Source organism: Burkholderia sp. NRF60-BP8 (assembly GCF_001522585.2).
In the GTDB taxonomy this organism is placed as follows: domain Bacteria; phylum Pseudomonadota; class Gammaproteobacteria; order Burkholderiales; family Burkholderiaceae; genus Burkholderia.
In genome coordinates this window covers 949,805-963,598 of sequence record NZ_CP013373.1, presented here as the reverse complement: position 1 = coordinate 963,598, position 13,794 = coordinate 949,805, and the positions used below count along the sequence as shown (strand labels likewise).

At 68.3% G+C, this 13,794-nt stretch carries 15 protein-coding genes; 11 read left to right on the top strand and 4 right to left on the bottom strand.

The window, feature by feature from the left end:
- Nucleotides 1–6 precede the first annotated feature (6 nt).
- The 7 genes from ribD (at nt 7) to WS54_RS17655 (ending at nt 6,228) form a co-directional block, all read left to right on the top strand.
- Nucleotides 7–1,128, top strand: a complete 1,122-nt coding sequence (gene ribD, locus WS54_RS17685; RefSeq protein ID WP_034206645.1) for a bifunctional diaminohydroxyphosphoribosylaminopyrimidine deaminase/5-amino-6-(5-phosphoribosylamino)uracil reductase RibD — start codon at nt 7–9, stop codon at nt 1,126–1,128.
- A gap of 14 nt (nt 1,129–1,142) precedes the next feature.
- Nucleotides 1,143–1,772 carry a riboflavin synthase gene (locus WS54_RS17680; RefSeq protein ID WP_059779572.1) on the top strand — a complete coding sequence of 210 codons (630 nt, stop codon included), beginning with the start codon at nt 1,143–1,145 and terminating at the stop codon, nt 1,770–1,772.
- 369 nt (nt 1,773–2,141) lie between these two features.
- Nucleotides 2,142–2,660 carry a DUF1993 domain-containing protein gene (locus WS54_RS17675; RefSeq protein WP_059779571.1) on the top strand — a complete coding sequence of 173 codons (519 nt, stop codon included), beginning with the start codon at nt 2,142–2,144 and terminating at the stop codon, nt 2,658–2,660.
- Between the two features lie 156 nt (nt 2,661–2,816).
- On the top strand, nt 2,817–3,959 hold the full coding sequence (gene ribBA / locus WS54_RS17670; RefSeq protein WP_034206642.1) for a bifunctional 3,4-dihydroxy-2-butanone-4-phosphate synthase/GTP cyclohydrolase II: 1,143 nt from the start codon (nt 2,817–2,819) through the stop codon (nt 3,957–3,959).
- 53 nt (nt 3,960–4,012) lie between these two features.
- Nucleotides 4,013–4,528: a 6,7-dimethyl-8-ribityllumazine synthase gene (ribH, locus tag WS54_RS17665; RefSeq protein ID WP_034206641.1), complete on the top strand. Its 516-nt coding sequence runs from the start codon at nt 4,013–4,015 to the stop codon at nt 4,526–4,528.
- Entirely contained in the window at nt 4,525–4,962 is a 438-nt protein-coding gene (nusB, locus tag WS54_RS17660) for a transcription antitermination factor NusB (RefSeq protein ID WP_006476662.1), read from the top strand. Before ribH ends, nusB begins: the two co-directional genes overlap by 4 nt.
- A gap of 69 nt (nt 4,963–5,031) precedes the next feature.
- Nucleotides 5,032–6,228, top strand: coding sequence for a pyridoxal phosphate-dependent aminotransferase (locus WS54_RS17655; RefSeq protein ID WP_059779570.1), 1,197 nt, complete (start codon nt 5,032–5,034; stop codon nt 6,226–6,228).
- Nucleotides 6,229–6,335: 107 nt separating this feature from the next.
- Here WS54_RS17655 and WS54_RS17650 read toward each other — a convergent pair whose 3' ends face one another.
- Complete coding sequence (locus WS54_RS17650) at nt 6,336–7,463, bottom strand: transglycosylase SLT domain-containing protein (RefSeq protein WP_059779569.1); 1,128 nt, start codon at nt 7,461–7,463, stop codon at nt 6,336–6,338.
- Nucleotides 7,464–8,059: 596 nt separating this feature from the next.
- Here WS54_RS17650 and WS54_RS17645 point away from each other — a divergent pair.
- Together WS54_RS17645 and WS54_RS17640 are read left to right on the top strand one after the other, a co-directional pair.
- On the top strand, nt 8,060–9,616 hold the full coding sequence (locus WS54_RS17645; protein ID WP_059779568.1) for a UbiD family decarboxylase: 1,557 nt from the start codon (nt 8,060–8,062) through the stop codon (nt 9,614–9,616).
- Between the two features lie 57 nt (nt 9,617–9,673).
- Nucleotides 9,674–10,342, top strand: coding sequence for a LysE family translocator (locus tag WS54_RS17640; protein ID WP_059779565.1), 669 nt, complete (start codon nt 9,674–9,676; stop codon nt 10,340–10,342).
- A gap of 101 nt (nt 10,343–10,443) precedes the next feature.
- On the opposite strand, the gene WS54_RS17635 is transcribed toward WS54_RS17640, so the two are convergent.
- Nucleotides 10,444–10,734 (bottom strand): hypothetical protein, encoded by a 291-nt coding sequence (locus tag WS54_RS17635; protein WP_034206636.1) that lies wholly within the window; start codon nt 10,732–10,734, stop codon nt 10,444–10,446.
- 512 nt (nt 10,735–11,246) lie between these two features.
- On the opposite strand from WS54_RS17635, the gene WS54_RS17625 reads away from it, so the two are divergent.
- Entirely contained in the window at nt 11,247–12,176 is a 930-nt protein-coding gene (locus WS54_RS17625) for a Rossmann-like and DUF2520 domain-containing protein (RefSeq protein WP_059779563.1), read from the top strand.
- Nucleotides 12,177–12,251: 75 nt separating this feature from the next.
- A complete protein-coding gene (locus WS54_RS17620) occupies nt 12,252–12,815 on the top strand; it encodes a YggT family protein (RefSeq protein WP_034206634.1) in 564 nt (187 codons plus the stop codon).
- A gap of 13 nt (nt 12,816–12,828) precedes the next feature.
- Here the strand turns inward: WS54_RS17620 and WS54_RS17615 are convergent, their stop codons facing one another.
- Nucleotides 12,829–13,179 (bottom strand): DUF190 domain-containing protein, encoded by a 351-nt coding sequence (locus WS54_RS17615; protein ID WP_059779561.1) that lies wholly within the window; start codon nt 13,177–13,179, stop codon nt 12,829–12,831.
- Nucleotides 13,180–13,202: 23 nt separating this feature from the next.
- A complete protein-coding gene (crcB, locus tag WS54_RS17610) occupies nt 13,203–13,589 on the bottom strand; it encodes a fluoride efflux transporter CrcB (RefSeq protein WP_034206632.1) in 387 nt (128 codons plus the stop codon).
- Nucleotides 13,590–13,794 lie beyond the last annotated feature (205 nt).

The window sequence follows — 13,794 nt, the reverse complement described above, 5'->3', positions numbered from 1 at the left end:
GCGCGCATGTTCTCGGATACCGATTTCGCCCACATGCAGCGCGCGCTCGCGCTCGCCGCGCGCGGCATGTACACGACCGCGCCGAATCCGCGCGTCGGCTGCGTGATCGTCAAGCACGGCGAGGTGATCGGCGAAGGCTTCACGCAGCCGGCCGGCCAGGATCACGCGGAAGTGCAGGCGCTGAAGGACGCGCGTGCGCGCGGCCACGACGTCGCGGGCTCGACCGTGTACGTGACGCTCGAACCGTGCAGTCATTTCGGCCGCACGCCGCCGTGTGCGAACGCGCTGATCGACGCGCGCGTCGCGAAGGTCGTCGCGGCGATGGAAGACCCGAATCCGCAGGTGTCGGGCCGCGGCCTCGGGATGCTGCGCGATGCGGGCATCGACGTGCGCTGCGGGCTGCTCGCGCACGAGGCCGGCGAGCTGAACATCGGCTTCGTGTCACGGATGACGCGCGGCCGCCCGTGGGTGCGGATGAAGACCGCCGCATCGCTCGACGGCCGCACCGCGCTGCCGTCCGGCGAAAGCCAGTGGATCACCGGCGAGGCCGCGCGCCTCGACGGGCACGCGTGGCGCGCCCGCGCGTGCGCGATCCTCACCGGCATCGGCACCGTGCGCGAGGACAATCCGCTGCTGACCGTGCGCGGCATCGACACGCCGCGTCAGCCGCAACGCATCCTCGTGGACAGCCGCCTCGACCTGCCGCTCGACGCGCGGCTGCTCGAAGGCGCGCCGCTGCTGATCTTCTGCGGCCGGCTCGACGCCGCCGGCGAGGTCCGCGCGAACGTGCTGAAGTCGCGCGGCGCGGAAATCGTGCCGCTCGCGAACGCGCACGGCAAGGTCGACCTGCCCGCGATGCTGGCGGCGCTCGGCGCGCGCGGCGTCAACGAGCTGCACGTCGAGGCCGGCCACAAGCTCAACGGTTCGCTGCTGCGCGAACGGTGCGTCGACGAATTGCTGGTGTATCTGGCGCCGAGCCTGCTGGGCGCCGACGCGGCCGGCATGTTCGATCTCGCCGCGCCGGCGAGCCTCGATGCGCGCACCCGACTGTCGTTCCACGGTATCGAGCGGATCGGCGACGACTTGCGGATCCTCGCGCGGCTCGCGTCGCCCGACGCCTCTCACTGAACGGAATCGTCACGATGTTTACCGGAATTGTCGCGGCCGTCGGCCGCATCGAATCGATCGCCCCGCTCGGCACGTCGGCCGACGCCGGCGTACGCCTGACCGTGCAGGCCGGCGGGCTCGACCTGGCCGATGTCGCGCTCGGCGACAGCATCGCGATCCAGGGCGCGTGCATGACGGTGATCGCAAAGACCGATACCGCGTTCGACGTCGACGTGTCGCGCGAAAGCCTGAACCGGACGGTCGGCCTCGCGCAGCCCGGCGAAGTGAATCTCGAGAAGGCGCTGCGCGCGCACGATCGCCTCGGCGGGCATATCGTGTCGGGCCATGTGGACGGCCTCGGTACCGTGTCGCGCTTCGCGCCGGTCGGCGAGTCGCACGAACTGCGGATCGTCGCGCCGCGCGAACTCGGCCGCTATCTCGCGTACAAGGGCTCGATCACGGTGAACGGCGTGAGCCTGACCGTCAATACGATCGACGATCGCGCGGACGGCTGCGAATTCTCGATCAACCTGATTCCGCATACGGTCGAAGTCACGACGCTGCGTCACGTGAAGGCCGGCGACAAGGTCAATCTCGAAGTCGACATGATCGCGCGGTACGTGGAGCGGATGCTGTCGTCGTCGCAGGGCGTGCATCAGGACTGATCGGCCAGCGCCGTTCGGTGGGGGGAATGACGGCTGGCGGTTCGCCCGGCATGGTTCGGGCGTCGCCGCCGCCCCGTCGCTTGACCACTCGCCGGCCACCGGCCCGATAGCGTGCATGGGCCGAACGGGCCGCGCCGCGCTTTGCTCCCACCCTACTTCGTGCCGGGCCGCTCCGTCGCCGGACACCGACACGCCGCCATCGGGATCGCGTTCGGTCGTTGACCGTTTGGCCAGCCGACACCTGGCCAAACGGCCAACGACGCGCACGGGTCATGCCGTCGCGCTAAGATGCGTCGACAGCGGTTTCAACGCCGCAACGCACGACGTGCCGCGTACCGCGCCGCCTCTCTTCCAACAGGAGTCGTTCCCATGTCCATCTCCATGTACCAGGCTTCGCTGCCCGTCCTGATCCGCGGCCTCACCAACCTGCAACACATCCTCGGCAAGGCGCAGGCCCATGCGGCCGAAAAGCAGATCGACCCGTCGGTATTCGTCGGCGCACGCCTCTATCCGGACATGCTGCCGCTCGTCCGCCAGGTCTACATCGCGACCGACACGGCCAAGGGCTGCGCCGCGCGGCTCGCCGGCGTCGACATCCCGAGCTACCCGGACGTCGAGCAGACCTTCGACGAGCTGTATGCGCGCATCCAGAAGACGATCGACTACCTGAAAAGCTTCGACGCCGCGCAGATCGACGGCAGCGAGACGCGCCAGGTCGTGCTGAAGATGCGCGTCGGGCCGATCGAATTCACCGGCCAGTCGTATCTGCTGAATTTCGTGCTCCCCAACTTCTTCTTCCACGTGACCACCGCGTACGACATCCTGCGCCATAGCGGCGTCGAACTCGGCAAGCTGGACTACCTCGGTGGGCGCAACGAGCACGCGTGACGCGCGGCCGCGCACCGCCGGCCCGCTGCCGTGCGCACCCGCGCGCAGGCCGGCCACAGCGCTTTCCGGAGCGCAGGCCGGCCCCGCCCGGCCCGCGCCAGCCGAAACGCCGCCCGGCTGGCGTAAAATACGCACTTTCCTCTTTCTCGCCCCCTTATGACGCTCGCCTCCACGCTCGACATCATCGCCGAGCTGAAAGCCGGCCGGATGGTGATCCTGGTCGACGAAGAAGACCGCGAAAACGAGGGCGACCTCGTGATCGCCGCCGAATTCGTCACGCCGGAAGCGATCAACTTCATGGCCAAGTACGGCCGCGGCCTGATTTGTCTGACGTTGACGCAGGAACGCTGCAAGCAGCTGCACCTGCCGCTGATGACCTATCGCAACGGCACGCAGTACGGCACCGCGTTCACGGTCAGCATCGAAGCGGCCGAAGGCGTGACGACCGGCATCTCGGCCGCCGACCGCGCGCACACGATCGCCACGGCGGTCGCGCACGACGTGCGCCCCGAGCACATCGTGCAGCCGGGCCACGTGTTCCCGATCATGGCGCAACCGGGCGGCGTGCTCGTGCGCGCGGGCCACACCGAGGCCGGCTGCGACTTCACCGCGCTCGCGGGCCTCACGCCGGCCGCGGTGATCTGCGAGATCATCAAGGACGACGGCACGATGGCGCGCCTGCCGGACCTGATCGAATTCGCGAAGGAACACGACCTGAAGATCGGCACGATCGCCGACCTGATCCAGTACCGCAGCCGCACCGAATCGATCATCGAGCGGATCGCCGAGCGCACGATGCAGACCGCGCACGGCACGTTCCGCGCGGTGCTGTACCGCGACCAGCCGAGCGGCTCGCCGCACATCGCGCTGGTGCGCGGCATGCCGTCGCCCGACGTCGATACGCCAGTGCGCGTGCACGAGCCGCTGTCGGTGCTCGACCTGCTCGAGACGGGCATCTCGACGCACTCGTGGACGCTCGACGCCGCGATGCGCGAGATCGCGGAACGCGACCTCGGCGTGATCGTGCTGCTCAACTGCGGCGATACGAAGGAACACCTGATCGACGTCTTCAAGGCGTTCGACGAGGAAGAAAGGGCCGCTGCGCTCAAGCGCCGGCCGGTCGATTTCAAGACGTTCGGCATCGGCGCGCAGATCCTGCGCGATGTCGGCGTCGGCAAGATGCAGGTGCTGTCGAATCCGCGCAAGCTGGGCAGCATGTCCGGCTACGGCCTCGAAGTCACGGGCTTCATTCCGATGCCCGGCGGCGAGGCCAAGTCCTGCCCGGCGTCCCACGCGTAACCCGCCACGGCGCTTTCGCCCTATAACCGTTCATCCACACCACGGACCAGATCATGGAAATCGGACAATACCAACCGAATCTCGAAGGCGACGGCCTGCGTATCGGCATCGTGCAATCGCGCTTCAACGAACCCGTGTGCAACGGCCTCGCCGACGCGTGCGTCGAAGAACTGGAGCGCCTCGGCGTCACCGGTGAAGACGTGCTGCTCGTGTCGGTGCCCGGCGCGCTGGAAATCCCGCTCGCACTGCAGAAGCTCGCCGAAAGCGGCCAGTTCGACGCACTGATCGCGCTCGGCGCGGTGATCCGCGGCGAGACCTACCATTTCGAACTCGTGTCGAACGAGAGCGGCGCGGGCATCACCCGCATCGGCCTCGACTTCAACCTGCCGATCGCGAATGCGGTCCTGACGACCGAAACCGACGAGCAGGCCGTCGCGCGCATGACCGAAAAGGGTCGTGACGCCGCACGCGTCGCCGTCGAGATGGCCAACCTGACGATGGCGCTCGACCAGCTCGGCGACGACGAGGACGAAGAGGAAGACGAAGACGACGAAGAGGAGCGCGCATGAAGAAGAGCGCCCGCCGACAATCGCGCGAGCTGGCGACGCAGGGCCTGTACCAGTGGCTGCTGTCGAACGCGCCCTCCGGCGAGATCGACGCGCAACTGCGCGGCGCGCTCGGTTACGACAAGGCTGACAAGGAACTGCTCGAAGCGATCCTGCACGGCGTGATCCGCGAACATGCGACGCTCGTCGAAGCGCTGGCGCCGTCGCTGGACCGTCCGATCGATCAGTTGTCACCGGTCGAACGCGCGGTGCTGTTGATCGCGACGTTCGAGCTCACGCACCACGTCGAAACGCCGTATCGCGTGATCATCAACGAAGCCGTCGAACTCGCGAAGACGTTCGGCGGCTCCGACGGTTACAAGTACGTGAACGGCGTGCTCGACAAGCTGGCCGCGAAGCTGCGCCCCGCCGAAACGCAGGCGCGTCGCAACGGCTGATACCGTTGGTTGGTCCACGGGCGCGCAAGCGCCCGTTTTTCATTCTTTTCCCCTCCGCCCCGCCCGCCGATGAATACCACCGCCGATTCGCTCGTCACGCTCGCCGCACGCGTCGACGCGATCCAGCCCTTCCACGTGATGGAATTGATGAAGGAGGCACAGCGGCTCGAGTCCTTGGGACGCGACGTTATCCACATGGGCATCGGCGAGCCGGATTTCACCGCGCCGGAGCCGGTCGTCGAGGCCGCCGCGGCCGCGCTGCGCCGCGGCGTCACGCAGTACACGAGCGCGCTCGGCATCGCGCCGCTGCGCGAGGCGATCGCCGCGCACTATGCGCGCGCGTACGGCCTCGCGATCGCGCCCGAGCGGATCGTCGTGACGGCCGGCGCATCGGCCGCGCTGCTGCTCGCGTGCCTCGCGCTGGTCGGCCGCGACGACGAAGTGCTGATGCCCGACCCGTCGTATCCGTGCAACCGGCACTTCGTCGCGGCGGCCGAAGGTCGCCCGGTGCTCGTGCCGAGCGGCCCGGACGCACGCTTCCAGCTCACCGAAAACGACGTCCGCACGCACTGGAACGCGCGCACGCGCGGCGTGCTGCTCGCGTCGCCGTCGAACCCGACCGGCACGTCGCTCGAACCGGACGAACTGAAGCGGATCGTCGAAGCGGTGCGCGCACGCCACGGCTTCACGATCGTCGACGAGATCTACCAGGGGCTCAGCTACGACGCCGCGCCCGTCTCGGCGCTGTCGTTCGGCGACGACGTCATCACCGTGAACAGCTTCTCGAAGTATTTCAGCATGACGGGCTGGCGGCTCGGCTGGCTCGTCGTGCCGCCCGCGCTCGTCGGCTCGTTCGAGAAGCTCTCGCAGAACCTGTTCATCTGCCCGTCCGCGCTCGCGCAACACGCGGCGCTCGCCTGCTTCGAACCCGCGACGCTCGATATCTACGAAACACGTCGGCTCGAATTCAAGCGCCGCCGCGATTTCATCGCACCGGCGCTCGAACGGCTCGGCTTCACGGTGCCGGTGATGCCAGACGGCGCGTTCTACGTGTATGCGCATTGCGGCGGCGTCGCCCACCCGGCGGCCGGCAACAGCGCCGCACTCACGCAGGCGATGCTGCACGACGCAGGCGTGGTGCTGGTGCCGGGCATGGACTTCGGTGTCCATGCGCCGCGCGACTATATCCGCCTGTCCTATGCGACGGCCTACTCGCGGCTCGAAGAGGCCGTCGACCGGCTCGCGGCGCTGTTCTGTCGGCACTGACGCCGCGGCCGGGGCGTACCGCCGCTTCACGCATCGCAAAAAGAAAAAGCACCCGATTCGGGTGCTTTTTTCATGTCGTGCCGGCCGGAGCCGCCGAAACGCGACCGTTACGCGCCGAGCTCCGAATGATCGCCGTGCGACTGCTTCGCGGTATCGACGCTCGCGTCGTCCTGCGGGGCGGCTTCCTTCGGCGCCGCCTTGATCGAGGTCGTGCCATCGAGCGTCGCATGCACGCGCTTCGCGCCGCCTGCCGCGGCCGTCACGGCAGCGGCGGTGACGATCGGCTTCGCGGGTTGCGCGGGCGCCTGCGGCGCGTTGATCGGCACGCTGCGGCCACGCGCGACGTCGCGCAGGCGACCGCGTTCGGCCATCACCTTCGCGCCGTAGCCGTTGTCGTCGGGATTCGTCGAGCCGTTGTACAGGCGCAGGCCGTTCGCGAGCGAACCGCCGCGCGCGATGCAGTCCTTCAGCACCAGCGCGCCGACCTGCAGGTTCGCGAGCGGCTGCAGCGCGGTGTCGGTGCCGCCGAAATACTCGAACTTGTCGGAATGCACCTTCGACATGACCTGCATCAGCCCCTTCGCGCCGACGCCGCTTTCGGCGTACGGGTTGAAGCCCGATTCGATCGCCATCACGGACAGCAGCAGCAGCGGATCGAGGCCGACGTCGCGACCGGTCTGGAACGCCGCCTTGACGAGCTGGCCGAGCGGCTCCTGGGCGACGCGGTAACGGCGCGACAGATAGGTGGCGACGAGCGCCTGTTCGCGGTTCGACGCGAGCGCGCGATCGTCGCGGGCATCGGCCGCCACGCGCTGAATCGGGATCAGTTTCGCCAGCGCGACGGGCGACGGGCCGTTACGGGCCGGATCGGACGCATCGCCCTGGGCGCCCTGAGCGGCGGCTTCCGGTGCGACGTCGAGGCCGACTGCAAGCGCATCCGTTTCCGGATTCTCTTCCTGCTGCGGCTGCGCGCCGGCAGGCGCGAAATTCGGCAGCGGATGGCCGGACAGCAGACGGGCCGGACCGGCCTGCACGGCCGCGGACACGACCGGCATCAGCTTCGCGGCGAGCGTGCCGCGCACGGTCGGCAGCAGCCACAGTGCAAGCGCGACCGCGACAGCGAAACAGCCGACAACGCTGAATAGATGGTGACTGACACGCGTCCCGCGACGCAGCAAGTTGCGCACGATTTGCGCATGCTGCTCGGTGGGACGCCACGATAACCAAGCGTTCATTCAGATCATCTCCCATGAACATGACTCGTGCGGCTCGCTCAGCTCGATGGCGAGACGGAAAACGCGCCGCGGAATCACGACGCCGCACGCCTTGGTTGGGACGCGCAAGCATCGGGGAAACGGTATAAGTACCGTTCGAGGCCACGGTGTAAGAAGGCCGGCGCCTTCGCACACTGGGCGAGGCGGGCATACGCGGTGGCACCCACGCAAAAAACCAGCGTCTGGTGGCGCTGGCTGGGACTACGACAAAGGCCGTCGAAAACGCCGTGCAGGATTCGGCGGACGGTGACGCGCTGCGTCAAGGATCGGTGATTGGCGGCTCGAAGCCTTTTACCCTGCAACCAATGTGAGCGGATTCTAGCAGGGTTTTATAGATCGTCAACACTATAAAACTTTCAAATCATAACAAAAAGTAATTTAAAACCACTCTTCAGAACGCAATCCCCGTGCCGTAAGGGGTTTGCGCTCGATCGACTTTTTTCTGCGCCGGGCGGCCGCGCGGCGACCCGGGTAAAATCGTCGGTCGATTCGGGGTCGCAGCCGGCCGCTGCCCCCGCCCACCGCTGCCCGTCCTGCGGGCAGCCCGGACCTTCTTCATGAAATACAAAGACTTACGCGATTTCATTCAGCGCCTCGAGGCGCTCGGCGAACTGCGGCGCGTCACGCAGCCCGTGTCGCCCGTGCTCGAAATGACCGAGCTGTGCGACCGCGTGTTGCGCGCCGGCGGCCCGGCGCTGCTGTTCAACGCGCCGCCCGGCCATGCGTTCCCGGTGCTCGGCAACCTGTTCGGCACGCCGCGCCGCGTCGCGCTCGGGATGGGCGTCGATGCGGGCGACGATGCCGCGCTCGGTTCGCTGCGCGATCTCGGGCGCCTGCTGTCCGCGCTGAAGGAACCCGATCCGCCGAAGAGCCTGAAGGACGCCGGCAAGCTGCTGTCGCTCGCGAAGGCGGTGTGGGACATGGCGCCGAAGTCGGTGTCGTCGCCGCCGTGCCAGGAAATCGTCTGGGAAGGCGCCGACGTCGACCTGAACAAGCTGCCGATCCAGACCTGCTGGCCCGGCGATGCGGGGCCGCTCGTCACGTGGGGCCTGACGGTCACGCGCGGGCCGAACAAGCCGCGCCAGAACCTCGGCATCTACCGTCAGCAATTGATCGGCCGCAACAAGCTGATCATGCGCTGGCTCGCGCACCGCGGCGGCGCGCTCGACTTCCGCGAGTTCGCGCTGCGCAACCCCGGCAAGCCCTATCCGGTCGCGGTCGTGCTCGGCGCCGATCCGGCCACGACGCTCGGCGCGGTGACGCCCGTGCCCGATTCGCTGTCCGAGTATCAGTTCGCCGGCCTGCTGCGCGGCAGCCGCACGGAACTCGCCAAGTGCCTGACGCCCGGCGTCGACACGCTGCAGGTGCCCGCACGCGCGGAAATCGTGCTGGAAGGCTTCATTCATCCGCAGGAAGGCGCCCCTGCCCCCGCACTGGCCGGCGCGCCGCCGCGGCCGGCCGGCAACGCGGCGGCCGCGTACGAACACGCGCTCGAAGGGCCGTACGGCGACCATACCGGCTATTACAACGAGCAGGAGTGGTTTCCGGTGTTCACCGTCGAGCGCATCACGATGCGCCGCGACGCGATCTACCATTCGACCTATACGGGCAAGCCGCCCGACGAGCCCGCAGTGCTCGGCGTCGCGCTCAACGAGGTGTTCGTGCCGCTGCTGCAGAAGCAGTTCACGGAAATCACCGACTTCTATCTGCCGCCCGAAGGCTGCAGCTACCGAATGGCCATCGTCCAGATGAAGAAGAGCTACGCGGGCCACGCAAAGCGCGTGATGTTCGGCGTGTGGAGCTTCCTGCGGCAGTTCATGTATACGAAGTTCATCGTGGTCGTCGACGAGGACGTGAACATCCGCGACTGGAAGGAAGTGATCTGGGCGATCACGACGCGCGTCGACCCCGTGCGCGACACGGTGATGGTCGACAGCACGCCGATCGACTATCTCGACTTCGCGTCGCCGGTGGCCGGACTCGGCTCGAAGATGGGGCTCGACGCGACCAACAAGTGGCCGGGCGAAACGCATCGCGAATGGGGCCGCCCGATCGAGATGGACGCGGCCGTGAAGGCGCGCGTCGACCGGCTGTGGCAGGAGATCGGCCTCTGACGCCACGCGGCCGGCGCCCGCCGGCCCGCGCATCGCAATCGCCGCACGCCCCCGAGGATGAACTTTCCGCCCGCCTCCATGCTGTCCGACGGATTCTTTCTGTCGCTATCGTTGTGTCTCGACATCGGCCTCGTCAACGTCGCGATGCTGTCGCTGACGCTGTCGCACGGCTTCCGGCCGGGCTTCTGGCTCGGCGTCGGCTCGTGCGTCGGCGATCTCGTCTACGCGGCGCTCGCGCTCGCGGGGATGGCCGTGCTGCTGCAGTTCGAACCCGTGCGCTGGATCGTGTGGATCGGCGGCGGCGCGGTGCTGCTGTTCCTCACGTGGAAGATGGCGCGCGAAGCGCTGGCGCCCGTCGACGCAGCCGACGACGACGCGGACGATGCGCCGCCGCCGCGGGCGAGCGCGCGGCGCAGTTTCGTGCGCGGGATGCTGCTCGCGATGTCGTCGCCGAGCGCGATCCTGTGGTTTGCGGCGGTCGGCGGCGCGCTGATCGCCAAAGCCGGCGCGACGACGCCGGCCACCGCGTCGGTGTTCCTGTCGGGCTTTTTCCTCGGCGGCCTCGCGTGGACGCTCTTCATGTGTACGCTCGCGGCGCAGGGCCGCAAGCGCGCGGGCGCGGGGCTGATGCGCGCGTGCCACGTCGCGTCGGCGCTGCTGTTTGCGTATTTCTCGTACAGCGTGATCGTCGGCGGCTATCGCGACCTGATCGCGCACGCGGCGTAGCGGCGACGCCTGCCGCGTGCGAAGCCGCGCGGCTCCAATGAAAACGGCGCAATGCCCTTGCGGACATTGCGCCGTTTCGCCGTGACGCGGCTTGCGTCGGATCACCAGCGACGCCAGCCGTGCCCGTAGTAGCCGTGATGACGCCAGTACGGACGGCCGTAGTAGCCGCCGACGACCACGGCGGGCGGCGGCGCATAGTAGGCCGGCGCCGGCGCGTAGTACACGGGCGGAGGCGGCGGCGCATAGTACACGGGCGGCGGCGGTGCATAGACGGGATACGCGGGTGCGACCGGGATGCCGATGCCGACCCCGATCGACACGTGTGCCTGCGCGGCGCTTGCGGCACCCAGGCCCAGCGCGGCGGCGGCGATGAACGGAATGAGCTTTTTCACTTCGATTCTCCTGCTGGAGCGGTATTTTAGGCGCTCCTGTCGGCAACGGCGGGCATGCACGTCGCATGCAAGCAATGTAGCGAAAAGCCGCCCCGCGCGTATCGTGCATTTGTTGCAAATTGCAATTGCGCGCGGCCGGAGCCGCCGCCCGGCGCGGGGCCCGGCGTGGGCGGCGACCCTTGCGGGTCGCGCGATTCCATCCGAGAAGTCGGGTCGCGACACGACGACCGGTCAGTCTTACCGGATCCGGCGCGCGCAGCCGGCACGCGTACGTAATGAACGATTACAAATTCGAGACAACATGCCGACATTTCAAGCGGGGCGGCGCACGAAATTTCGGGGTCGGATTCTGTAATCCTGATTCCGCCGCGATACCGGACGCCTGCCAACGCATCGATCGCACCGCGTACCGGTAATTCATACGTGCGGCCGCCTCGCAGGCGGGCTTGCGCGACACCGCCGTCATTCCTGCGATACTGACGGCTGCTTCGTTTTCGCTTACATCCGCTGCCATGCCGCTTCCCGACACACCCCGCCTCGGCTTCATCGGCGCCGGCCGCCTCGCGCGCTGTGTCGCGCAACGTTTCGCGCAGGCCGGCTTTCCCGTCGTCGCGATCGCGAGCCGCACGCCCGCCTCGGCCACCGGCCTCGCCGCGCGCATCGACGGCTGCCGCGCGGTCGATACCCCGCAGCAGGTAGCCGACGTCGCCGACCTGATCTTCGTGACGACGCCCGACGATCATCTCGCGTCGAGCGCCGCGGCGCTGCGCTTCGACGCGTCGCGCGCCGCCCGCCAGGCGGTCGTCCATTGCAGCGGCGCATCGCCGGTCGCGCTGCTCGACCCGGCGAATCAGCAAGGCGTGGCCACCGGCGGCTTCCATCCTCTTTATTTGTTCGGCGGCACCGATGCCGACCTCGCCCGCATCGACGGCTGCTCGGTCACGATCGAAGCGGACGGTGCGCTGCACGCGGCGTTGCTGCGACTCGCCGCCGCACTCGGCTGCCATCCGCTGTCGATTCCGGCCGGCGGCCGGATGCTGTATCACGCGGCCGCCCACTACGCGGCGAGCTTCGCGCTGTGCGGGCTGTCGGAAGCGGTCGAGCTGTGGCGCGGCCTCGGCTTCGACGAGGAAGCCGCGCTGCGCGCGCTGCTGCCGATGCTCGCCGGCACGATCGAGACTGCCCGCGACAAGGGGCTCGCGAATGCGCTGTCCGGGCCGGTGTCGCGCGGCGACACGGGCATCGTCGAGCGCCAGCTCGCGCTGCTCGAGGCGCGCGGCGGCGATCATGCGGCACTGTACGCGCTGCTGACGCGCCGCGCGATCGCGCTCGCGGCGAAGCGCGCGACGCCGCCGGCCTCGCTGCCGGCGCTGACCGAAGCCGTCGAAACGTCGCTCGCGCGCGCGGCCGCACGCCCCTCCCCGTCGCGAGACGAGGCGTGATAAGGTGTCGGCCGATGCGCCGCCAACCGGCGTTGGCGGCCGCACGCTACTGACTGTATAAAAAGGATGCCAACGATGTTCGGCGAGATCGCCCGTTTTCTGCTCAATACCGTCTTCACGCTATTCGGTGCCGCGCTGATCCTGCGCGTCTGGATGCAGGCCGTCCGCGTGCCGCCGTACAACCCCGTCACGCAAGCCGTGCTGCAGGCGACCAACTGGCTCGTGCTGCCGCTACGCCGCGTGATCGCGGGCGTACGCGGCATCGACTGGGCCAGCGTCGTCGCCGCGCTGCTCACCGCGCTCGTCTACGTCGTGCTGATGGTCGTGATGGCCGGCTTCGATCCGGCCGCCGTGATCGCGACGCTCGTCGTGGTCGCGCTGCTCACCGTCGTGAAGTGGGCGCTCAATCTCGTGATCTGGATGACGATCCTGATGGCGCTGCTGTCGTGGCTCAACCCGCACTCGCCGGCGATGCCGATCCTCTACCAGCTCACCGCGCCGTTCCTGAACCCGCTGCGCCGCGTGATCCCGAACCTCGGTGGCATCGACCTGTCGCCGATCCTGCTGTTCGTGATCGTGCAGGTGCTGCTGATGATCGTCACGCGCGCCGCCGTGTCGCTGACGATGTTCGGCATCTGATCCGCGCCACGCCCTACGCCGCCGGCCCCTGCGCCGGCGGTGCGCCGAGCGTGTCGATCACGCCGAACCGCGCGGGCATCATCGCGTAGCACACGCGCACTTTCTCGTGCGACAGCCGCTCGAGCAGCCGTTGCGCTTCGTCCTCGGTGACGATGAATTCGACCTCGATCGCGACCGAGCCCTGCAGTTCGAAGAAGCGATCCTCGTGCAGCACGCGATGCTGGCCGAAACCGGCCATCGCGCGAAACGCGGAACCGCCCGCGACGCCCATCCAGTTCGCCTCTTCCAGCAGCCATTCCCACAGCGGCTTCCAGTGCAGCCGGTGCTGCTCGTGCACGTAGAAGCGCAACAAGACCCTGTCCATCGCTCCCTCCGATGACGACCCGCTCAGGCCGCCGCGAGCCACGCGCGCGCGGTCCACATGCCGAGCGCCGTCAGCGCGAACGATCCAGTCAAGTGTAGGGCAGCCACCGCCAATGCCCATCCGAATTCGCCCTCGAGCGCGTGCGTCATCACTTCGACCGAAAAGGTCGAGAACGTCGTGAGGCCGCCGAGAAAACCCGTGATCACGAACAGCCGCCACTCGGGCGGCAACCCGACGCGAGCGGTAAACAGGACGGCGGCCACGCCGATCACATAGCCGCCGATCAGATTCGACGCGAGCGTGCCGAGCGGCACCGCGGGAAAGAACGCGTTGAGCGCGAGGCTCAGGAACCAGCGCAGCAACGCGCCGAGCCCAGCGCCGACGAAGATCGCGACGATCGAATAGAACAAGGGCACTCCTGTCTGGCGGCGCCGCGCGGCGCGCGCGGCCTACGCGGAACTGTATGCGCAATCGCGCCGCGCCGGCAATGCCGACGGGCGGCGGATCGTGTCGCGGACGCACGACGCCCTTCACGATTTCCACACGCGCGCCGCGGCCTCGGTTCGCCGATCGCGCCGGTGCTCGTGCAGGCGCTCGTCGCGCGGCCGTAATCGG

Coding starts and splice junctions, on each gene's coding strand:
- WS54_RS17625 (WP_059779563.1), top strand. CDS start 11,247: ATGCCGCTTCCCGACACACCCCGCCTCGGCTTCATCGGCGCCGGCCGC.
- WS54_RS17640 (WP_059779565.1), top strand. CDS start 9,674: ATGAACTTTCCGCCCGCCTCCATGCTGTCCGACGGATTCTTTCTGTCG.
- nusB (WP_006476662.1), top strand. CDS start 4,525: ATGAAGAAGAGCGCCCGCCGACAATCGCGCGAGCTGGCGACGCAGGGC.
- WS54_RS17620 (WP_034206634.1), top strand. CDS start 12,252: ATGTTCGGCGAGATCGCCCGTTTTCTGCTCAATACCGTCTTCACGCTA.
- ribBA (WP_034206642.1), top strand. CDS start 2,817: ATGACGCTCGCCTCCACGCTCGACATCATCGCCGAGCTGAAAGCCGGC.
- WS54_RS17680 (WP_059779572.1), top strand. CDS start 1,143: ATGTTTACCGGAATTGTCGCGGCCGTCGGCCGCATCGAATCGATCGCC.
- ribH (WP_034206641.1), top strand. CDS start 4,013: ATGGAAATCGGACAATACCAACCGAATCTCGAAGGCGACGGCCTGCGT.
- WS54_RS17650 (WP_059779569.1), bottom strand. CDS start 7,463: ATGAACGCTTGGTTATCGTGGCGTCCCACCGAGCAGCATGCGCAAATC.
- WS54_RS17655 (WP_059779570.1), top strand. CDS start 5,032: ATGAATACCACCGCCGATTCGCTCGTCACGCTCGCCGCACGCGTCGAC.
- WS54_RS17615 (WP_059779561.1), bottom strand. CDS start 13,179: ATGGACAGGGTCTTGTTGCGCTTCTACGTGCACGAGCAGCACCGGCTG.
- ribD (WP_034206645.1), top strand. CDS start 7: ATGTTCTCGGATACCGATTTCGCCCACATGCAGCGCGCGCTCGCGCTC.
- WS54_RS17675 (WP_059779571.1), top strand. CDS start 2,142: ATGTCCATCTCCATGTACCAGGCTTCGCTGCCCGTCCTGATCCGCGGC.
- WS54_RS17645 (WP_059779568.1), top strand. CDS start 8,060: ATGAAATACAAAGACTTACGCGATTTCATTCAGCGCCTCGAGGCGCTC.